Source organism: Alteromonas sp. S167, assembly GCF_036864375.1.
GTDB lineage: Bacteria > Pseudomonadota > Gammaproteobacteria > Enterobacterales > Alteromonadaceae > Alteromonas.
Genome location: NZ_JAZETR010000010.1, coordinates 97,769 through 118,716 on the forward strand (window position 1 = coordinate 97,769; position 20,948 = coordinate 118,716).

Below are 20,948 nucleotides of genomic sequence, written 5' to 3' on the forward strand. Positions count from 1 at the left end.
ACGCGGCGAATGAGTTTTTGCTCAGGCAAAAACTGAGTAATTTGGTGATTTAATAATCTAGTACATCAACAGTTTGGCTATGGTTGGTGAATACACAAATATCACCTGCAATAGTCAGCGATTTTTCCGCTATTTCCTTTGCACTTAATTCGGTGTTGTTTAACAGCGCGGTTGCCGCTGCTTGTGCATAGTTACCACCAGACCCAATAGCAATTAAGTCTTGTTCAGGCTGCACCACATCGCCATTACCTGTAATTATAAATGACGCGGTTTCATCGGCTACAGCCAATAATGCCTCGAGCTTTCGCAACATTCGGTCGGTGCGCCAGTCTTTCGCTAGTTCAACAGCGGCTTTGGTTAAATGCCCCTGATGCGCTTCTAGTTTCGCTTCAAAGCGCTCAAACAACGTAAACGCATCTGCAGTACCACCAGCAAAGCCTGCTAAAATTTTATCGTGATACAAGCGGCGAACTTTGCGCGCATTGCCCTTCATTACGGTATTGCCTAGCGATACCTGACCATCTCCGGCCATTACTACCTGATTTCCACGTCGTACAGATACAATCGTTGTCACGTTAATTCCCCGTTTTGCTGGGTGCTATCGCCAAACTGTCTAAAACAGTTTCACTAAAAACGTCTCGCTGCGATAGCCTGTAAGTCCAATACTTCTTAAAGTGGGGCAGCACGCCTTATTTTCAAGGGTATTACCACATGCTGTTTCACTGTAGTGGGATAAAAAGATACCTGTGTTTAAAAAAGTACATTGAATAAGTGCGTCTTGCTTCACATACTCTTTACTCTTAATACGTAGTTTAAAAGGAAGATAGATGAAGTATCAGGGAAGAATTCAGAATTGGGATGACGCCAAAGGCTTTGGTTTTGTTGAACCCAATGGAGGCGGAACCCGTGCCTTTGTTCATATCAGTAGCTTTTTGAAACGCTCTCGACGCCCAGTGAATGGCGATATTATCGTTTATGAAATGAAAGAAGATGGTAAAGGCGGGCAAAAAGCGGCTTCTATAAAACTATTAAAAGACTACAAAAACGTGCGCTCTCAACCCAACGCAATTAAGTCAGGCTCCAAAATAGCTAAGATAGTTGTAACAGTGTATTGCAGCGCGTTGGTGTTGCTAACTGTAATAGGTCAATTGCCTGTTAATGTCACTTATTTCTGCGCAGTAATAAGTGCTATTGCCTTTAGTTGTTATGGCATCGACAAATCTGCCGCCAAACATCAACGATGGCGCATATCTGAAAGTAAACTTCACATACTAGGCCTTTTAGGTGGGTGGCCTGGCGCTTTTATTGCGCAGCATGTTTTTAAACATAAACGTAGCAAGCCGGCTTTTATGCGTGTGTTTTGGGCTACCGCTGCACTTAACGCTTTCGCCATTGGTGTATTAACGTCTAACGTGCTTGCAGAACGCTGGGGTATAGCTATTCCGTTTCTTCACCAGTAGTTTTAGTACCACTGCTACCGCGCAATCAATGTTTGTTACAAATTGGGGTTGATGGGTTACATCATGTAGTTCTTAATGAATATCTGTAGCCCCGCTGTGTGAGAGCTATGTAACAGCCGAGCAGAAGCCAAGTAAGAGTAAAGCACGAGTAAAAAATGGAATTAAACCCACACACATCTAACGCACCTATCCATGAAACAGTAAATTCTGCGCAACGAAAAGCGGGCGGCATAGCATCGCTCGTTTGTGGACTCACTTATATCTTCGGCTTCGTGCTGTTTTTTGGACTAATTGAAGCACCTGAAGATGGCAATGAGAGTTCTCGCCTTACGTTCCTTTTGTCACAGCGCGATACCTTTTTTATGGGCTATATCGTTATTGGCATTGTGTTTAGCTTAGGCCTTATATTGCTGAACCAATCGTTGTTAAAGATATTCGAAAGCACGAGCCCTATCGCGGCACGATTTAACAGTTCATTGGGAAACATTTGGGCAACCTTTGTACTCGCTAGCACTTTTATTTTTTTAGTAAGCCTGCCGTCTCTTGCAAACTATGCTAACACCAGTGAAGAAAATGCTGTTGTGGTCTTAAACAGTGTAGATATTGTGATAGATGCGCTTGGAGGAGGTATCGAACTTCTCGGAGCGCTCTGGGTGCTGCTGATTAGCTACATGGGCATAAAAGCCAATAAGTACGCAAACATCATTCATATCATGGGCGTAGTTGTAGGAATAGCGGGCGTTATGACCTTATTTTCAGGTGTTTCGTTTTTAGAAACAGTTCCATTATTCGAAGCGACAACGGCTATTTTTGGTTTAGGACAAATAGTTTGGTTCTTTGCGTTGGCTATTGCGATGATTAAACCGAATAACTAGTGAAAGCGATAAGACTCAATGGTAAACCCAAAAGCGCTTTCATTACCTTTTAATACTACAGTGCCTTTTTGGGAAAGCCTATTGAATGCACTTTTATTCACACATAGCTGACTGTGTGAATGTGTTTGAGTATCTTCCAGCTGCAAATTAAATTTACAATGTTTAGTCGCGCTACCTTTATTAAACAGCACTGCATGTTCAGTTTCTTCACTTGAAGAAAGTGCATGCAGCATATAAGGCAGCGCATTATCAATTGCGTTCCAGCTAAGCATGATGCCAAAGAAGGGCATCAAGAATATCGTTATTTTGCCACGAATATCGTCATTGAGTTTGAATCTAAACGCTTCATCAACAGCAATAGATGCATACCATAGACACGTCACTACCAACGACAATAAAACTATGAACCAGCCAGAATTATCTACCCATGTTTTGACGGTGCTAAAATCAGCAGACAATGGCACGAATAACCCTACGAATAACACGATGAGAAGAGCAATATTGTACCGTGCAACAACATGAAGCTTTGACCATTTAGATTTTTCAAAATGGCCATCGGTACGATTAGAGGAGTTATTAGAATCCCGAACGCGCTTTTCTTCTTTCAGTACACTAGACGCTTTCTTAACTTCAAACGCAGCCTGCGCAGCGACGTAGCGCTCGGGATATTGATGTTTGTCGATATTTTGCAAAACATCTTCAAGTTCTTTTAGGCTGTAGTATTGATAATTAGGCACATCAAAAACACTATTTTTGTTAGCCATGCTGTTTGCCATATATGCCGTTTATCATATCCCTATCTGTCGAAAATAATGCGGTTTACAAATTCCAGTACCAAATTTGGCAAGTCGCTATATTCACTTTACGCAGACTGTGCTTTGCTTTTTCAGCATCGCGCTTAGACTCAAATGGCCCCAGAATAACGCGGAACCAGTCGCCGTTACTGCCGCTGCTGTGGCGAATTAGTGCCTCTAACCCTTGGAAAGCAATTTTAGCTTTCATTTCTTCAGCTTGCGCACGGGTTCTGAATGACGCGCACTGCATTAGGTAACGTTTATCAGACTTTTCCTGCTCTTGAACTTCAACTTCTACTTCGTAGCCTGGAAGTGTTTTAATGTATTCCCACTCTTCTTCCGGTAACTCCGGTAATGCCTCTTCGGTAGGTGCTACTGGTCTTGATGCCTGTACATCTACTTGTTCTTCAACATTGTCTTTTATAGACCATAGAAAAACACCAAAACCTATAACCAAAGCAGACACGCCCACAAGACGAATAATAGGTAGTTTACCTAGCGCTGGGGCATTAGATTGGTTTTGTGATGCGGGTTTCCTGCCACTATTCGCAGGCTTCTTTTTTTGTGTAGAGCGTCCACGAGAGACATAATCGCGTTGAGCCATAGTTGGCAATATTCCTACTTGTTATCGTTGTTCGTGGTCGTAAGAAAAACGTCTTATACCAAGGCTGTATTCGGCCATTTGTTCAAACTAATAACATACATCATTAGTATATATCTACGGTTAAAAACAGCCGACGTTATTGCTAAATTTTAACGTATTGCACGCCAACAAGCTAACTGAAATCGGTGGGATCAATATCTACCGACCAGCGCACTTTTATAGCTTGCGGTAACGCTTGTAAAAAAGGAAGCGCTATACGCAACGCTTCATGAAGCGGCGACCGCTTTTGGTGACTGCAAACCAACATAAAGCGAAACCTTCCCTGTCTCTTCTCTATTAAGCAAGGAAATGGCCCGTTCATTTCAACAGCGTGGTGCTGATTGAATATACCTTTACAGCCTTGCAAAAAATTAAACGCTAGGTGGCTGTCGGTAGCCTCGGCACGAATAACAAACTGACTGATATAAGGCGGCAAGCTAGCTGCTTTTCTTTCCATTAATGCAAGTCGTGCAAAGTGGCCATAGCCATTATTCACAAGGTCTTGCAGCAAAGGATGATGGGGATTGTGTGTTTGCAGCCACATTTCGCCTGGCTTGCTTGCTCGCCCCGCTCTACCTGCTAGCTGTGTTACCAGCTGTGCAAGCTTCTCGGGGGCGCGAAAATCGGCGCTAAATAATGCACCATCTACGTCTAATACAACCACCAGCGTAACGTGCGGAAAATGATGCCCTTTCGATAATATTTGCGTGCCAACTAACAGCTGATATTCCTGTCGATTTATGGCTTCAAGGGTTTGATGCAACTTGTCTTTACCGCGCACTGAGTCGCTGTCTATACGGACTTGCTTAACACCGGGAAATAATGCACTTAATCCCTGTTCAACTTGTTCGGTGCCAGTACCGGCGGTAACCAATTCACTGCTGTGACAAGCTTCGCAGTTTGACGGCATAGCGCGGGTGCCCGAACAATGATGACATTGAAGCCTATTTTGACCTTTATGCACGGTGTACGGTCGGTCGCAGCGCTTACACGTTACAGTTTCACCACAATGGTGACAAAGCATTGCCGGTGCGTAACCACGGCGATTAACGAACACCAACACTTGATTGCCAGCACTAATATGCTGACGCATTATGCTTAACATGCCTTGGGCAATACCGTAATGAATGGGCTGATCGCGGGCATCCAATAAGTGCTGATGGGTACTTTGAGCACCACCTGCTCGTTTAGTTAACTGCAAATGGTGGTACTTATTCGATAACGCATTATTTAGTGACTCTAATGCTGGCGTTGCACTGCCTAACAACAAAGGGATGTTATGTTGCTTGGCCCGCATCGCAGCAAGATCTCGTGCGTGATAGCGCAAGCCGTCTTGTTGTTTAAACGACTCATCATGCTCTTCATCAACAATCAACATACCTGGGTTTTTAAGGGGGGTGAAGATGGCCGAGCGCGTTCCAATAATGATACCTAATTCACCAGCCCTTGCTCGCTGCCACACTTGTAGCCTCGCTTTATCGGACAGCTGAGAGTGAAGCACGCCTACATCAATACCAAAACGCTTTTCAAAACGCGATACGGTTTGAGGTGTTAACCCAATTTCAGGAACAAGGATAAGAATTTGCTTGCCGTCTGCCAAAAGTGGCTCGATTGCCTGCAGATACACTTCGGTTTTACCGCTTCCAGTTACACCTTCCAGCAAACTCACGGCAAAGCTGTTGTGCTGACGATTAAGCGCCGCAATTGCCACAGACTGCTCTTTATCAGGAATGGGCTTTTCACCCACTTCCATCGTGTTAAGCCAACCGGCACATTTAAACTGAGGGATAGTAGCTGTAATAGTGGCAACGCTTTTCTCTACCAAAGCCTTAACTGCTGGTGCTCCGAAGCGCTTTCTTGCGGCAGACGCAAGCATGTCGCCTTTTTCAAGTGCTTCAGCACACGCTTTTTGTTTTGGCGCCCTTGATAAAATACTTAAATCGATACTTTCAACATCGCTTGTTAACGACAACATATCGTCTGGTTCAGGGTTAGGCGACTCCCCCTTTCTTAACAACACCGGCAGCATGGCATGCAGCACCTCACCGGGTGCGTGGTGATAGTATTGCCAGAGCCACTGCGCCATTTTAAGCAGCACATCATCTATAACGGCGTTATCATCTAAAACACTTTCTATTGCTTTTAGCTTGCTAACGTCTTCAACATCACTTTCAAGCACAGTACCTACAACTACCCCAACCAACTTCCGTGGACCAAAAGGCACCGAAACACGCACCCCACGATACAACGTAGATGTGTGGGTGTAGGTAAATAACTGCCTTAGTGGAACAGGTACAGCAACTTGAATATATGCCATGGTAAAAGAAAAATGCCTTAACGCATTGAATGCGCACGTGAGTCTTTTGTTTTCCGCGTTTGTCCTGATGCCCGTCAATAAGTGCAACAAGCCGGTAAGTACAAATATTTAATCACACTTTTTTATTTAACCCTAAGGAGAATCACAAGCTGCTTATTCTGCGTACAAAAACCGCTTGATAACAGCGCCTCCATCTATTATTATGCGCCGCTCTTTTGCGATGGGCTGTTTATGTAAACGACTCATCATTTGAATTTTAAGTTACGTATGGTGTGCGGCTTCGGGCTGTATAGCGATACGGCCTTATTAATGAGGTAATCCCATGAAACAAGGTATCCACCCAGAATACGCTGAAATCACAGCAACATGCTCTTGCGGTAACGTAATGAAAATCCGATCTACTATGGGTAAAGACATCAACCTAGACGTATGTTCTTCATGTCACCCATTCTACACTGGTAAGCAACGTAACGTTGATACTGGTGGTCGTGTTGATCGCTTCAAGAAGCGTTTCGGTGCATTGGGCAAAAAGTAAGCCTATTACCTTTATTGGTATCCAATCTAAAAAGCGCCTTTACGGCGCTTTTTTATTACCTTAAAACCACTTTATTCCCTTGTTTGCGCATGTTGGATTGTTAATGCAAGTCTAATTGCGACAAATGGCGGTCCCAATCCCCACCATTTTTAACGCTACATGCCTCTTCACTCGTGAAACGACAGGTGTATGCCGATGACTTTATCGTACCAAGCGCTATATTCACGCGATTTATAAAGTCTATATCCCACTTTCGTGATAACGCTGTGGTTAGCTGAGCTTGTGTATTGAACACAGCAACAATGGTAGGCGAGCGCCAATGACCTATATGTGTAAGCCAACTGAAACCGCTATCATCTTGTTTAAGCTCTTCGCAAACCTCGGTAAGCACTGCAACCAGCTTTCTTTCCGTCATTACTTCCTCTTTCGTAGCACTCAATAGTTACACTCTTCATTGACAAATTTAACCGTTAAATAAAATACAGAAACCGTATAAATTACCCAACATCAATAAATAGCATGAATGGCAATTATAGCCGTATATTACTGGTCTAATAACTTAGCGTCACCTAAATTGATACATGAGAATTCTGATCAGATATGTACACAGTGAAAGGCTGTGTTAGAGTTGCCATCGTCACCGTAATAATGAGTATTAATTTCATGAATAATGTTGCCTTTTTACGGCGCAGACTAGTGCTGCTGGACGAATTCTAACAATGTCGAACATGTGCTTTAGTAATTTAAAACAACAATAACAACATTAACTGCATCGCACAGACGAAAAACACCGATGAACCCTACGTCTTAAGGATATTAACTTACATGTCAGATTTTAGACAACGCGCCCTCGATTATCATGCCAAACCAACGCCGGGCAAAATTAGTGTAGAGCTTACTACGCCGGCTGATAGCGTTGACGACCTAGCATTGGCTTACAGCCCAGGTGTGGCTGAACCAGTACGAGAGATAGCAGAAGACCCAGATAACGCTTACAAATATACCGCTAAAGGCAACATGGTAGCGGTTATTAGTAACGGTACGGCTATTTTGGGCTTAGGTAACTTAGGTCCTCTTGCATCGAAACCTGTTATGGAAGGTAAGGCATTTCTGTTTAAGCGCTTTGCAGGTCTTGATGCCATTGATATTGAAGTTAAGCATCGCACAACAGAAGAATTTATTAATACCGTAGCGAACATTGCAGACACATTCGGTGGGATTAACCTTGAAGATATTAAGGCACCTGAATGCTTCGAAATTGAGCAAGAACTTATTAAGCGCTGTAACATTCCTGTATTTCACGATGACCAGCACGGTACGGCTATTGTAACTGCCGCAGGTATGTTAAACGCCTTGGAAATTCAGGGTAAAGATATTGAGACAGCTAAAATTGTTTGCATGGGCGCAGGCGCTGCAGCCGTTGCATGTATGGAGCTTCTTATAAAGTGCGGGGCACAGCGTGAGCGTATTTATATGCTAGACCGCAAAGGCGTAATTCACACTCGCCGCGATGATTTAACAGAACATAAAAAGCTGTTTGCCAATAATACCGATAAACGTACGCTTGAAGATGTAATGGACGGTGCAGATATCTTTGTAGGCGTTTCAGGCCCAGATTTGTTACCACCGGAAACGCTGGCGCTAATGGCAGAAAACCCAATTGTGTTTGCCTGCTCAAACCCAGACCCAGAAATTAAGCCAGAGCTTGCTCACGAAGTACGTAAAGACCTAATTATGGCAACAGGGCGCTCTGACTACCCTAACCAGGTGAACAACGTACTGTGCTTCCCATTTATCTTCCGCGGCGCACTGGACGTACGAGCAACAGCTATTAACGATGAAATGAAGGTTGCCGCCGTTGAAGCGCTTCGTGCAATAACCAAAGAAGAGGTGCCGGCTGAAGTTCTTGCCGCCAGCAAAAGCGAAAGCCTAACCTTTGGAAAAGACTATATTATTCCTAAGCCAATGGATCCTCGTCTTTGCCAGCGCATTGCTTCTGCCGTATCTGAAGCAGCCATTAAATCGGGCGTTGCTCGTATTCCTGGAGCTGAAAAGGAATAGCGGCTTGCTTAACAAACTAAAACGGCGCTTGTACAGCGCCGTTTTTTATTTGAAGTAAAGCGTAATTAGTCTTCTGTTACGTCGTTTTCTAAACTTGGGTCTATGCCCATCTCTTCCATAATACGGCGCGCTTCAGCAGGCACGCGGTTAGGATTGTCTTTACGCAAATCATCATCGTTGGGTAGCGGTTGACCCGTAAACGCATGTAGAAATGCTTCACACAGCAACTCTGAGTTGGTTGCGTGACGCAAGTTATTAATTTGTCGGCGTGTGCGTTCATCGGTTAACGCTTTCAGCACATTAATAGGTATGGAAACAGTGACTTTCTTTACCTGTTCGCTTTTTTTACCGTGCTCTGCGTAGGGGTGAATATAGTTGCCGTTCCATTCTGCCATTGTACTAACTCGGTTTACTCTTTTTTATGTTATGAATAGAAATTCTAAACAGATTAACGAAAAGGTCAATTGAGCAGTGTAAACCTCTTGACGTCTAGACATATATTCTTTAGTTTAGACGTCTAAACGTCCATAATATTTTAATTTTGAGAGAATAAGCCATGGTTTCTTACGCAGAAGGTATCGATGCCCTAAATCAGTCTCTGTCTGAGCTGCGAGATATTGATGTGTCGTTTGAGTTTTTCCCCCCGAAAACTGAAGCTATGGAAAAAACCTTATGGAAATCTGTAGAACGTCTTGCTCCATTAAAGCCAAGTTACATGTCGGTAACTTACGGTGCTAACAGTGGTGAACGTGACAGAACCCATGACGTTGTAAAGCGTATTCAGCAACAGACTGGCGTGGCAGCTGTACCACACTTAACGTGTGTTGATGCTAGTAGAGAAGAACTAAAGCAAATTGCACAAGATTATTGGAATTCTGGTATTCGCCGTATTGTAGCCCTACGTGGCGACCTACCCGCAGGTGTAGATAAAACGGAAATGTACGCGTCAGATTTGGTTGCCCTGTTAAAAGACGTAGCCGATTTTGATATTTCGGTAGCGGCGTATCCTGAAAAGCATCCAGAAGCCCCCAACGCCCAGTTCGATTTACTGAATTTAAAACGCAAGGCAGAAGCAGGCGCTACGGAAGCGATCTCTCAGTTCTTCTTCGACACCAGCGTATTTTTACGCTTTAGAGATCGCGCCGCCGCAGCTGGGGTAGACTTAGACCTTGTGCCGGGTATTTTGCCAGTAACCAATTACCAAACATTAGTTAGATTTGCAGGTTTTACTAACGTGCACGTACCAGGCTGGCTGCATAAAATGTTCGACGGGCTTGATGAAGACGACCAGGCCACCCGCAACCTAATTGGCGCTAATATCGCCATGGATCAGGTAAAAGTACTGGCGAAAGAAGGCGTTAAACATTTTCATTTTTACACGCTAAATAGAAGCGAACTTAGTTATGCCATTTGCCACATGCTTGGCGTTCGAGGTAACAGTTAATCACTCTGTTTAATACCCCTCTTTCAATAGCTGTACTGCGGGTTTGCAGTTCAGCTATTGTAAGTTAGCACTCTCCTTACTGTTTAAACCAGCCCCCTTTTCAATTAAACCAGCGTTATTGGCATTCACCCTGTTATTATTTTTTGAACAAACCTTTTGCTACCTATCGTCTGCACAGTTAACATTTAACTTTTGATATACCCATCCGCTTAGCCAAATGAAAAACTAAAACACGGCTGCACTGGTATTAAATGCAAACCCATGGACGTCGTCAGGAGAAATCGAGTGGATTTAGACAGGGTTAAAACGGTTTTCCAAAACATTAAGCCTCAGCTTAAAGACTTAAGCAGTATCTTTGTAAAACGCTGTAAAGAAGACAATATCACCATTTCGGCAGGCCACTTGGCCTATGTAACCCTGTTATCTCTTGTGCCCTTTATCATGGTGACCTTTACGATCATGTCAGCATTCCCCGCTTTTGCTTCTGTACGAAGCAAGCTAGAGCACTTTGTATTTAGCAACTTTGTGCCAACCGCAAGCGATGTAGTTCATAAGTACATGACGGACTTTGTAGGTAATGCATCGGAAATGAGTGCCATAGGTATTTTGTCTCTGCTTGTAGTGGCACTTATGCTTATATCGAATGTAGATAAAACACTAAACCGTATTTGGCGCACGCAAAGCGACAGACCCGTTGTCTACACGTTCGCTATTTATTGGATGGTTATTACTCTTGGCCCAATGCTTATTGGCTCTAGCGTGATAGTGAGCTCTTACTTAGCCGGCCTAGCCGCATTTACTGAAGAGTATACGCCAGGCCTTGGCACCTTTTTATTAAGCTTAGTACCAAGCGGCGCTGCCATGTTAGCGTTTGCTATTTTATATATGGTGGTGCCCAACAGACGTGTATATGCGCGCCATGCTATTGCAGGTGCGGTAGTTGCCACCATCGCTTTTGAAATTACCAAATCTGGCTTTGCCCTTTACGTCACTAATTTCCCGTCGTATGAACTTATTTATGGCGCACTAGCCGTTGTACCTATTCTGTTTTTGTGGGTGTATTTGTCTTGGATTATTGTGCTGTTTGGCGCTGAATTCACATGTAGTTTGGGCGAAGCATTAGAGAATAAAAAAGCAGAGCACGCGCCAAGAAAAGTACCTGAAGAATGAAGAGATCGCAGAGTAAAGAATAAAGAGTAAAGAGCGAAGAATTAAGAATAGTGTAGCGTACAGCGCATAAAGCGATACTACGCTACCAAGCGTATGACAAGAGACTCAGCGACAAAAAAGGGAGCAGCTGCTCCCTTTTTTCATGCGAACTTTGCTTCAAAACCTTAGTTTTTCATCGACGCAATAAACGCGTCAGACTCTTCAATAGCTGCATTCATTTGGCGAAGCAGCTGCGCCACGTTGTTTTCAATGGTAGAAAGCTCGCCTTGTAATGCTCCAATAGCACTCGCATTTAGGTTGTGCTTTAAATACAAAACGTTGTCTTGCAAAGCACTCAACACAGGAGTCATTTTGCTTTCAGCGTTGCGCATGGCCTTCATTAACGATTTATAACGACGCTGTGTTTCACGCAATTTGCTTGCGCTGTCGCGTTTAAGTGAAGCATTTTGATACTTTTCAAGCTCTTCCTGCCATTCATCAAACAACGCTTCAGCTACACCTTCAACTTTATCTATACGCGCAGTAACATCCTCGGCTGCTGCAACACTATCTTCATACTGGCCGTTCAAGCGGTCGTAGACATCTTCAAGCTCGCCACCATCAAACGCTACCACGGCACCAAATGCTTCAAGCGCTGATCTAAACTGCTCTTGCGCTTCTTCTTGCGATTCTTTGGCGTTCTCTACCCGGTCTACTAAGATGTCACGTTTCTCAACGCCTACTTTTTCCCATGCTGCATAATAAGCAGACTGGCAGCCGGTAAGCATTAACATGGCAACAAATGCTGAGGCTACGAGTTTCATGCTACAGCTCCTGCTCTAAAGCGAGCTGCGCTGATAATGCTAATAAGGTGCAGTATTGCACCTAAAGGCCAAAATACGATAGCAAGTACCACTGTTGCTGCTAGCGCATAGCAAACACCAACAGTTACAAAGAAAAATAACGCACCTAAAATGCGTCCTTGAACTAAATGCCCTAAACCTGGAATAAAAAAATTACAAATAGCGGCAATTACGTTGCCGCCTGAACCTTGACCCGCCATTTAACTGTCCTCGCAATTGTGATCATAATGTGATTAGCTAGTGCAACGTAATGGCTTTGCTACAATTAAGATGCTTAATAAAAGCACACGTGTAACGAGTTATAAAAAATACACACTGTAGAAAGCACAATAAATTACGCACGCGTAAGTCCTTATAACAGTAAAGTAAACCAAAACAGGCACTCGCACAACGCGCAGAAATAAAATGAAACGACTTTACCCAGACGTAACCTACTATAAAAATGGATTTATTGACGTGGGAAGTGGGCATTCGCTGTACTTCGAGCAAAGTGGTAATCCAGACGGCATTCCCGTCATATTCATTCACGGCGGCCCAGGCGCTGGTCTCCCGCCCAACTACAAGTGTTTTTTCGATAGCAACAAATATCGCATCATAGGCTATGAACAAAGAGGGTGCGGGCGTTCGACACCACATGCAGATACTAAGCAGAATGATACATGGTCGAATGTAGAAGACATTGAAAAGCTCCGCTCATATCTGGCAATAGACAAAGTACTTTTGTTCGGCGGCTCATGGGGTTCAACCCTTGCATTGCTTTACGCTATTAAACACAGCAACAGAGTCACTGGGCTAATTCTTAGAGGTGTGTTTTTAGCACGACAAGAAGACAGGGATTGGTTTTTGTCGCCGCAAGGCGGAGCTGCTCAGCTATTTCCCGAATACTACAGAAAGTTCACCAAAGGCGTTCCCAGTCCTATTGATTCGGCTGCAGTATGTGATTTTTACAGCAGCATGATTCATGCAAATAACGAAGTACTTCGCCATGCTGCACTAAAGCGCTGGTATCAATGGGAGGAAAGGTTATCTCGCGTTTCGCTGCCACCCGGTGTTGGTGACAGCACGTCCCATTACCCTATGGGCCTAATCACTTGTCTTGCTACGCTAGAATGCCATTTTCTTTCTAACGCCTGCTTTTTAGAAGAAAACTATATTCTTAACAATGTCGAGAAAATACAGAGTATTCCCGGTACCATTGTGCACGGCCGCTATGACATGATTTGCAAGACTGAAGCAGCAGAAAGGCTTCATAAGGCTTGGCCAAATAGCCAGCTGCAAATTATACCCGACGCCGGCCATAGCACTTCAGAGCCAAATATTGCTTATGCATTGTGCAGGGCTACGAAAGATATGTCGCGCTACCTTCAGGAGTTAATTTAAGTGATAGGATTGATTCAACGTGTACTTGAAGCCAACGTCACCGTAGAAAATGAAGTAATTGGAGAAATTGGTCACGGTATGCTTGTGTTGCTAGGCGTTGAAAAAGAAGACGGTGATGCTGAAATAGAAAAGCTTGCCAACAAGCTATGCCGTTACCGCATGTTTAATGACAGTGACGGAAAAATGAACCTTAACGTTGAACAGATAGGCGGCGAAATATTGGTTGTATCTCAATTTACGCTGGTTGCAGATACCCAAAAAGGTAATCGCCCAGGCTTTTCTCGTGGTGCAACACCCGAACATGGAAAGACTATCTATCTTAAATTTATAGACGCACTTAAAAGCAAAGGTATACCCGTTGCTACAGGTCAATTTGGTGCAGATATGAAAGTTGGGCTAATTAACGATGGTCCAGTAACATTTCAATTCAACGTGTAAAAAGATTCCGCTCGCTAAATTCACTTACATATTTAAGCTTGTACGCTAATCACGGTTACGTTTAAATATGACGTTCACTCTTTCAAAAAAGGTCGGTCTATTGTGTACAAGGTTGTAACGCCCAAAAGCGATGCCGAGTTCGACGCCTATTATCTCTTTAGGTGGGAACATTTACGGCAACCGTGGAACTTTCCTCCCGGCTCAGAGAAAGACGAATACGAGCAAGTTGCCGAGCACCGTATAATAACTAACCGCAACGGCGATATTGTTGCTTGCGGGCGAGTGCATTTGAACACAGCCGAAGAGGCACAGATTCGTCATATTGCTGTTCACAACGAACATCAACGTAAAGGTCTGGGCCAAATGATCATGGCTGCACTTGAAAATGTCGCTAAAGATCTGGGTGCCGTTCGTGCAGTTACCAATAGTCGTGAAATCTCAATCGACTTTTTTAGTGCTTGTGGTTTTGTCGTCGAACGAGAGGCACCGAACGAGCTTGGCATGTTAAAACGTCAGCAAATGGTGAAGAAATTTACCGAAAACAATACGCTGGTTTTACATCCAAAGTGGTGTAAGTCGTTACAAGAAACCTGGTCTGAAACCATTCCCATAACTGAGCATATGGGAATCAAGCTTTATCAGTACACAGGCAGAACGCTTGAAACCCGGGCGTCATTGAATAAAAACATCAATATTCACGGTACAATGTTTGCTGGTAGTATCTTCTCACTCGCCACATTAACGGGTTGGGGAATGATTTATCTTCAGCTTAAAGAACGCGGCCTGGACGGTGACATAGTGCTTGGAGATGGCAACATACATTATCACAAGCCAATAACGATGAAGCCAAGGGCAATATGTAATATTGAAACCTTATCTGGCAAATTCAAACCATTAGAAAATAATAAAAAGGCCCGCTTTGAACTTACCGTGGCTATTTTAGATGGTGAAAATCCTGTGGCTGAGTTTGAAGGTGTATTTTGGGTGTTGCCTGTGAAAAAAGGCGAAGACGAATAATCTCGAGCGTTAGCATATCCGTGCTCCATAAAAAAAGCGCCATACAGGCGCTTTTTTATATTCAAAACAAATAAATAAACGCTACGCGACCATTGCTGCCTGTAATTTCTTCATTGCGTTCTTTTCTATTTGACGCACGCGCTCAGCAGATACTTGATATTTATCGGCTAAGTCTTGCAGAGTGATTTTGTTATCTGCTAACCAACGCGTTTCAATGATGTCTTGGCTGCGATCATCCAACGTTTTAATTGCAGAGTACAAGCGCTTGCTTGCTGCTGCGTCCCAGTCGCTGTTGATAACGTCAGTCTCAACATCTGAAGACTTGTCTTCTAGATATTGAACAGGTGCAAAATTGCCACCAGTTTCATCTTCGTCAGCAGTTAGATCGAAAGCTTGGTCTTGGCTACTCATGCGCGCTTCCATTTGAAGCACTTCTTTCGTACTTACACCTAGCTCGCTTGCTACTGTTTGTACTTCATCGTGAGTAAACCAACCTAAGCGCTTTTTCGCTTTACGAAGGTTAAAGAAAAGTTTGCGTTGCGCTTTGGTAGTGGCGACTTTAACGATGCGCCAGTTTTTGAGCACAAACTCGTGAATCTCGGCTTTGATCCAATGAACAGCAAAAGATACCAAGCGCACACCCACTGTTGGGTCGAAACGCTTCACTGCTTTCATCAGACCAATATTACCTTCTTGAATTAAGTCTGCTTGTGGTAAGCCGTAGCCTGAATAAGACTTCGCAATGTGCACAACAAAACGAAGATGCGACATTACCAGCTTACGAGCGGCTTGTAAGTCTTCGTCTTCGCGAAGGCGCACTGCCAACTCGCGCTCTTCCTCTGCGCTAAGCATATCAATGCTGCTTACAGCTTGAATGTAGCCTTCGATGCTACCGCTGTGTGGCACTGACAGGGCCATGGTTTGCAAATTGTTACTCATTGTTCACCTCATGTATTGCCGCTTCATGTTACCAAAGTACTTGAAGCCGCGCGAGACCTAATTGTGATATGAAGTCGTACCGATATGTAGGTATAGTAACTATTTCTACAATATCAAGACCAAAAATTAGAAAAAAAGTTCGGTATTCGAAAAAAGATTAACTTCAACACACATCGTGTATTTCGACATTGCAAACGCTCTGCTATGCCCTTCTCAACAATACGACACGATTATTTTACTTTAATGACAGCACAATGGTTGTTCGCTTATCCCGTACTTATGACACCTACCGATTTAGTCGCTAAATGAAAAGCCGCGAAAAGTTAAGGATCCGTTAACAAGCGTAATCATATATCTTGCTTTTCAATGAAGAAACTGAAAATAATAGATTGATACAATCGATTTTTGCACTACAAACACTGCAGTCATTTGCTAGACAATAACGAGAACTAAAATAGTCGATGTAAAGCCAATGTTTATCATGCAGTTAAGAGGAACGTGATGTTTGCATACGTCGCAAGACAACCCATATTCGACGTAGACCGAAATGTTTACGCATACGAATTGCTTTTTCGAGTTGGCGAAGATAACTGCTTTCCCGATGTGAACCCTGATGAAGCAACCTCAAAAATTCTAACGTCTACTCACTTAAGTTTAGGTATTGAAGAAATTACTGGTGATAAGAAGGCGTTTATAAACTTTCATCGCGACACCCTAATGTTTCGTTTTCCTACCTCACTAGATGCCAGCAAGGTAGTGATTGAAGTAGTGGAAACCGTTGAAGTAGACGAAGCACTGGTAGCTGCATGCAAACATATTCGCGGATTAGGCTATCCTATCGCCCTTGATGACTACGATATGAAAGGTAAGTGGGAAGCCTTTATCCCTTTCACTAGTGTGGTAAAAATAGATATTACAGAGATAGCACACGATAAAATTCCCGCGCTAGTCGAAAGGTTTAAAGCAAATAGAATAAAACTCGTTGCCGAGAAAATTGAAACTTATGAAGAGTTCAATAAGTTCAAAGAGATGGGCTTCGACTACTTCCAAGGATATTTCCTAGCAAAACCAGAAATAGTGCGTCACAGAAAACTCGGGCCTAGTAGCTTAACCATGCTAGAGCTTATGGCTTTAAGCAGTCAAGCTAAGCTAGATTTCGACGAAGTGAACAAAATTATCGAGCGCGATCCCTCTCTTACTTATCTATTGCTTCGTTTTATCAATAACCCGCTAGTTAACAAACGCAATAAAATTAATTCGTTAAAACACGCACTTAATTTCATGGGCGAAGTGGAAGTGAAAAAGTTCATCTCTTTGCTCGCGCTCGCGAACTTAAGCGATGGCCAACCCACTGAGCTAATGCAAATGGCACTGGTACGCGCAAAGTTTTGTGAACTGGTTTATATGAATATCCATGAAAAAGACGACCCATTAAAAGGTTTCCTAACGGGGCTTCTATCGTTGTTAGATGCCATGATGGAACAGCGTATAGATGATTTGGTAGATAAAGTGCCGATTAGCGATGATGTTAAAGATGCACTTTGCGGCCAGCCTGGTACGCTAAGAAATTGCTTATTGCTTTCGCAATACTTTGAGCGCGCAAAGTGGGCAGGCATACACAAATTTGCTGCCAAATATGATTTGAAGCAAAGCCAACTACATAGTTACTACAACGAAGCAATAAAGTGGGCAAAACATATCCACAAATCGGCTCTGCCTGAAAAGTAGTCACTCGCCAACGAAAAATTATCCCAAATAAAGGCGCTAAATGGTTGTGAGTGTGTGTTTCTTTGTCATAGACTAAAATATGAAAAGTGAACACGCACTTTAAACGGTGCATGCAAGAATAAGAAACTTAGGGCTTTTGTTATCGGCAAGCCTGCCGATATACTGTTCAATGGGCAACAGGATGTTAGTTGTAACAGTTTTTCAAAGCACCTTCTCAACCATGTTGGATCAGGAATGAATATGTTCGCCTTTATAGCTCGCCAACCTATTTTGGATAAAAGCAAAGATGTCTTTGCCTACGAGCTGCTGTTTAGAGATGGCAAAAGTGGTGCTTACCCAGAACACAGTGCCGAGAAATCGAAGTATATTAGCGAGCAATTTCATCCTTTAGGTCTCGATGATATCTGTGGTGAAAAAACGTCATTTATAACATTTTCATCCGACACCCTTATTTCGCGGTTCCCAACTACACTTAACCCTTCTTCTGTTGTGGTTGAGTTAGCCGATCCAACCGAAAACACCTCCGCACTGTTTCAAGCATGCGAGCACATAAAGCAGCTCGGCTTTAGGCTTGCCATAAGCGACCCTATGATGGTGGGCTCGCAGCACGATATTTTTCCGCTTATCGACATTGTAAAAGTAGACGTAACCAAAACCCGTTTCGAAACCATTGAAAAGCAAATTTCACGGTATCACGACGCCGACGTAAAAATGGTGGCCGAGCAGGTAGATACACAGGAACACTTTTCAACCTGTGTTGACCTTGGTTTCGACTTCTTCCAGGGCTATTTCTTCTCACAGCCAGAAGCACGTATTTTAAGGCAGCTACCTGCTTCTAAAATGAACGTTGTTGATTTGATGGGCGAAAGCTCAAACAGCGACTTTGATATTAACCGTATTAGCCAGATTATAGAGCGTGATGCCACGCTCAGTTTTTTACTTCTTAAATTTATCAACAACCCAACCATCAACAAGCGCTATAAAATTACTTCGCTAAAACACGCGCTTAATTACATGGGTGAAGTGGAAATTAAGAAGTTTATTGCACTGCTGAGCCTGACTAATCTAGGCGATGAAAAGCCACTTGAAGTTATTCATATGTCTTTGGTTAGAGCGAAGTTTTTCGACTTACTTGCAGAGCGCAGGGGCGTTAAGAACAACCCGCCAATTTCGTTTTTGGTAGGTCTATTCTCGCTGCTTGAAGCGTTGTTAGATCAGTCTATGACTGACATTGTAAAACAGCTACCGTTATCAGACGAAGTAAACGAAGCTTTGTTAGGTAAGAATCTTGAAATGAACAGTTACATGACGTTGGTAAGGGCATTTGAAGGTGCGCTATGGATGAACGTTATCAAGCAGGCAAAGTTATTAAACATCGACCAAAAGCAACTTCACGTTCTTTACAACCAAGCTATTGTTTGGGGTAACGGCGTAAGAAGCGCGATTTCCTCTCACTATCCAAGAGCGGTTGCCAAAGCGTAACTTACTTCCTACCAGAGCCATGCGTTTATGTAGAAAATAAACATAAGCGCACGGGCAATGCATTGAATCTTTTTTGGCTTTTAAGTTCAGATCTGTCTAGGTTAATCGCAGGTCGGTGCTACTTCGGCTCGATGTCTCGAACGTGACGCTGCACTGATATTAGCGACCCTAACAACCCTAACGCAATTGATAACCCTAACATGGTGAGTAGCGCACTACCTGTAAGACCGGTTATGTTGAAGTCTTTTTGATACATCGAAGCAAAGGCAGTAATACTGCTGTCCATCCACCACAAAATAATGATGACGGCAAACCACGCCATTAGTCCGCCCAGTAATCCGTACCAAAACCCCGTATATAGAAACGGGCGATGGATAAAGGCGTCTGTAGCACCCACTAACTTCATCACTACAATTTCATCGTACTTATTTAAGATATTTAGGCGAATGGTGTTCCCAATAATAAGCACCACTGCAATGAATAACAGCAGACCGATAAGTGTTACTAAATCTCGCGCAATATCGATAACCGCATACAAGCGCTCTAGCCACTCAATATCAAGCTTACCAATGTCAACCTCACGCTGTTGTCGCAATTTATCAAGCAGTGCTTTAGCGGCAGTTGGCGACCCATGTTTTTCTGCTGGTGTTATCAATACCACATCAGGCAACGGGTTCTTTTCTAAATACGCAATAGCGTCACCCAGGCCAGATAAATGCTGAAACTCCTTTAAGGCGTCATCAGCCGGGATATAAACCACACCTTCAATCTCAGGCCACGTGTTTAACCGTGCAACCAATTGCTGAGAACTTGTAGTCGTTACGTTTGGTTTTAAAAACAAGGATATTTCAGACGCTTGATCCCACCCAGCGGTAATTTTTTCGGTGTTCTTAACCATTATATAGAGCGTGCTCGGCAATGTAATACTTAAACCTAACACGCCAATGGTCATCATTGATGCTAACGGCTGTCGCCAAAGTTCACCTAAACTCGACAAGGCTTGTCGGATATGACTTACAAAAAACATGAAAAATGCTTGTGTCACGCTTACTTTCGATGATGACGCGCCCTGTGCCCTTCCTTTAAAAAGAATGCTCATGACCATTCTCCTTCAAGGCTGCTTGCATCTGCACCGTCAGTTAAACCATCAGTAATCATTTGACCGCTTTTCAGTGTGAGGGTGCGATAGCGCATACGCGCAATAAGGCCAAGGTCGTGCGTGGCAATGAGTACGGATACGCCCGCTTGGTTAAAGTCTTCAAACAAGCGAATAATTTCCATGGACAATTTGGGATCCAGATTACCCGTAGGCTCGTCGGCAAGTAATAGGGGCGGCTTGTTAACCACCGCGCGGGCGATACCAACGCGCTGCTGCTCACCGCCCGATAGCGTCATTGGTAAATTGCGAACTTTATCACGCAACCCCACCATTTCTAGGGCGGCTTCTACGCGTTTTCGAATTTCTTTGTGAGTGTAGCCTTCAATAACAAGCGGCAAAGCCACGTTGTCGAATACGGTTTTGTCCATTAACAGCTGATGGCTTTGGAAAATCATGCCTATATCACGACGAATATAGGCGATGTCTCGCCGACTTATGTTGTTTAAGTCGTGCCCATTTATTAAAACGCGACCTACAGTGGGGCGTTCCATAATGCTGATAAGTTTAAGCAGTGTGCTTTTACCTGCGCCAGAGTGGCCAGTTAAAAATGCCATTTCTCCTGGCGCAATGTGAAAGTTAACTTTGCTAAGCGCTCTTTGACCACCGGGGTAGGTTTTGCTTACCTGCTCAAACTTTATCATTATTATTCCCTACTGCATTTCCT

The 20,948-nt window shown here is 43.5% G+C and carries 22 protein-coding genes; 11 read left to right on the forward strand and 11 right to left on the reverse strand.

What is annotated here, in order from left to right; genetic code table 11:
• Window positions 1-49 precede the first annotated feature (49 nt).
• Window positions 50-574 carry an ATP-dependent protease subunit HslV gene (gene hslV, locus V7R35_RS15200; RefSeq protein WP_334015767.1) on the reverse strand — a complete coding sequence of 175 codons (525 nt, stop codon included), beginning with the start codon at window positions 572-574 and terminating at the stop codon, window positions 50-52.
• A gap of 253 nt (window positions 575-827) precedes the next feature.
• Here hslV and V7R35_RS15205 point away from each other — a divergent pair, with 253 nt between their 5' ends.
• On the forward strand, window positions 828-1,460 hold the full coding sequence (locus tag V7R35_RS15205) for a cold shock and DUF1294 domain-containing protein (protein ID WP_334015768.1): 633 nt from the start codon (window positions 828-830) through the stop codon (window positions 1,458-1,460).
• A gap of 155 nt (window positions 1,461-1,615) precedes the next feature.
• Window positions 1,616-2,335: a hypothetical protein gene (locus V7R35_RS15210; RefSeq protein ID WP_334015770.1), complete on the forward strand. Its 720-nt coding sequence runs from the start codon at window positions 1,616-1,618 to the stop codon at window positions 2,333-2,335.
• On the opposite strand, the gene V7R35_RS15215 is transcribed toward V7R35_RS15210, so the two are convergent.
• The 3 genes from V7R35_RS15215 to priA all read right to left on the reverse strand — a co-directional run bounded on the left by V7R35_RS15215 (window position 2,332) and on the right by priA (window position 6,089).
• On the reverse strand, window positions 2,332-3,099 hold the full coding sequence (locus V7R35_RS15215) for a hypothetical protein (RefSeq protein WP_334015772.1): 768 nt from the start codon (window positions 3,097-3,099) through the stop codon (window positions 2,332-2,334). The genes V7R35_RS15210 and V7R35_RS15215 overlap by 4 nt on opposite strands.
• A 55-nt stretch (window positions 3,100-3,154) precedes the next feature.
• Complete coding sequence (locus V7R35_RS15220; RefSeq protein ID WP_334015773.1) at window positions 3,155-3,733, reverse strand: SPOR domain-containing protein; 579 nt, start codon at window positions 3,731-3,733, stop codon at window positions 3,155-3,157.
• Between the two features lie 172 nt (window positions 3,734-3,905).
• Entirely contained in the window at window positions 3,906-6,089 is a 2,184-nt protein-coding gene (gene priA, locus V7R35_RS15225; RefSeq protein ID WP_334015774.1) for a primosomal protein N', read from the reverse strand.
• 322 nt (window positions 6,090-6,411) lie between these two features.
• Between priA and rpmE the strand changes: the two genes are divergently transcribed.
• Window positions 6,412-6,624 (forward strand): 50S ribosomal protein L31, encoded by a 213-nt coding sequence (rpmE, locus tag V7R35_RS15230; RefSeq protein WP_334015775.1) that lies wholly within the window; start codon window positions 6,412-6,414, stop codon window positions 6,622-6,624.
• Between the two features lie 100 nt (window positions 6,625-6,724).
• Here the strand turns inward: rpmE and V7R35_RS15235 are convergent, their stop codons facing one another.
• A complete protein-coding gene (locus V7R35_RS15235) occupies window positions 6,725-7,039 on the reverse strand; it encodes a hypothetical protein (protein ID WP_334015776.1) in 315 nt (104 codons plus the stop codon).
• 410 nt (window positions 7,040-7,449) lie between these two features.
• Between V7R35_RS15235 and V7R35_RS15240 the strand changes: the two genes are divergently transcribed.
• Complete coding sequence (locus V7R35_RS15240; protein ID WP_334015777.1) at window positions 7,450-8,685, forward strand: malic enzyme-like NAD(P)-binding protein; 1,236 nt, start codon at window positions 7,450-7,452, stop codon at window positions 8,683-8,685.
• 65 nt (window positions 8,686-8,750) lie between these two features.
• Here the strand turns inward: V7R35_RS15240 and metJ are convergent, their stop codons facing one another.
• On the reverse strand, window positions 8,751-9,080 hold the full coding sequence (gene metJ, locus V7R35_RS15245; protein ID WP_334015778.1) for a met regulon transcriptional regulator MetJ: 330 nt from the start codon (window positions 9,078-9,080) through the stop codon (window positions 8,751-8,753).
• Window positions 9,081-9,241: 161 nt separating this feature from the next.
• On the opposite strand from metJ, the gene metF reads away from it, so the two are divergent.
• Together metF and V7R35_RS15255 are read left to right on the forward strand one after the other, a co-directional pair.
• On the forward strand, window positions 9,242-10,129 hold the full coding sequence (metF, locus tag V7R35_RS15250) for a methylenetetrahydrofolate reductase (protein ID WP_334015779.1): 888 nt from the start codon (window positions 9,242-9,244) through the stop codon (window positions 10,127-10,129).
• Window positions 10,130-10,414: 285 nt separating this feature from the next.
• Window positions 10,415-11,299, forward strand: a complete 885-nt coding sequence (locus V7R35_RS15255; protein ID WP_334015780.1) for a virulence factor BrkB family protein — start codon at window positions 10,415-10,417, stop codon at window positions 11,297-11,299.
• A gap of 164 nt (window positions 11,300-11,463) precedes the next feature.
• On the opposite strand, the gene V7R35_RS15260 is transcribed toward V7R35_RS15255, so the two are convergent.
• Together V7R35_RS15260 and V7R35_RS15265 are read right to left on the reverse strand one after the other, a co-directional pair.
• Window positions 11,464-12,102 carry a DUF2959 domain-containing protein gene (locus tag V7R35_RS15260; RefSeq protein WP_334015781.1) on the reverse strand — a complete coding sequence of 213 codons (639 nt, stop codon included), beginning with the start codon at window positions 12,100-12,102 and terminating at the stop codon, window positions 11,464-11,466.
• Window positions 12,099-12,341, reverse strand: a complete 243-nt coding sequence (locus tag V7R35_RS15265; RefSeq protein ID WP_334015782.1) for a hypothetical protein — start codon at window positions 12,339-12,341, stop codon at window positions 12,099-12,101. The genes V7R35_RS15260 and V7R35_RS15265 overlap by 4 nt, the downstream gene beginning before the upstream one ends.
• A gap of 205 nt (window positions 12,342-12,546) precedes the next feature.
• Between V7R35_RS15265 and pip the strand changes: the two genes are divergently transcribed.
• From pip to V7R35_RS15280, 3 genes are all read left to right on the forward strand, one after another.
• Entirely contained in the window at window positions 12,547-13,521 is a 975-nt protein-coding gene (gene pip / locus V7R35_RS15270) for a prolyl aminopeptidase (RefSeq protein ID WP_334015783.1), read from the forward strand.
• The gene (gene dtd, locus V7R35_RS15275) at window positions 13,522-13,959 is read left to right on the forward strand and encodes a D-aminoacyl-tRNA deacylase (protein ID WP_334015784.1); all 438 of its coding nucleotides are present in this window, start codon (window positions 13,522-13,524) and stop codon (window positions 13,957-13,959) included. It abuts the gene before it with no gap.
• Window positions 13,960-14,061: 102 nt separating this feature from the next.
• Entirely contained in the window at window positions 14,062-14,976 is a 915-nt protein-coding gene (locus tag V7R35_RS15280) for a bifunctional GNAT family N-acetyltransferase/hotdog fold thioesterase (protein ID WP_334015785.1), read from the forward strand.
• A gap of 81 nt (window positions 14,977-15,057) precedes the next feature.
• On the opposite strand, the gene rpoH is transcribed toward V7R35_RS15280, so the two are convergent.
• The gene (gene rpoH / locus V7R35_RS15285; protein ID WP_334015786.1) at window positions 15,058-15,915 is read right to left on the reverse strand and encodes an RNA polymerase sigma factor RpoH; all 858 of its coding nucleotides are present in this window, start codon (window positions 15,913-15,915) and stop codon (window positions 15,058-15,060) included.
• Between the two features lie 501 nt (window positions 15,916-16,416).
• Between rpoH and V7R35_RS15290 the strand changes: the two genes are divergently transcribed.
• Together V7R35_RS15290 and V7R35_RS15295 are read left to right on the forward strand one after the other, a co-directional pair.
• Window positions 16,417-17,643 carry an EAL and HDOD domain-containing protein gene (locus tag V7R35_RS15290; RefSeq protein ID WP_334015787.1) on the forward strand — a complete coding sequence of 409 codons (1,227 nt, stop codon included), beginning with the start codon at window positions 16,417-16,419 and terminating at the stop codon, window positions 17,641-17,643.
• 240 nt (window positions 17,644-17,883) lie between these two features.
• Window positions 17,884-19,125, forward strand: a complete 1,242-nt coding sequence (locus V7R35_RS15295) for an EAL and HDOD domain-containing protein (protein ID WP_334015788.1) — start codon at window positions 17,884-17,886, stop codon at window positions 19,123-19,125.
• Window positions 19,126-19,243: 118 nt separating this feature from the next.
• On the opposite strand, the gene ftsX is transcribed toward V7R35_RS15295, so the two are convergent.
• Together ftsX and ftsE are read right to left on the reverse strand one after the other, a co-directional pair.
• The gene (gene ftsX / locus V7R35_RS15300) at window positions 19,244-20,224 is read right to left on the reverse strand and encodes a permease-like cell division protein FtsX (RefSeq protein WP_334015789.1); all 981 of its coding nucleotides are present in this window, start codon (window positions 20,222-20,224) and stop codon (window positions 19,244-19,246) included.
• Window positions 20,221-20,925, reverse strand: a complete 705-nt coding sequence (ftsE, locus tag V7R35_RS15305; protein ID WP_334015790.1) for a cell division ATP-binding protein FtsE — start codon at window positions 20,923-20,925, stop codon at window positions 20,221-20,223. Before ftsE ends, ftsX begins: the two co-directional genes overlap by 4 nt.
• Window positions 20,926-20,948: the final 23 nt, after the last annotated feature.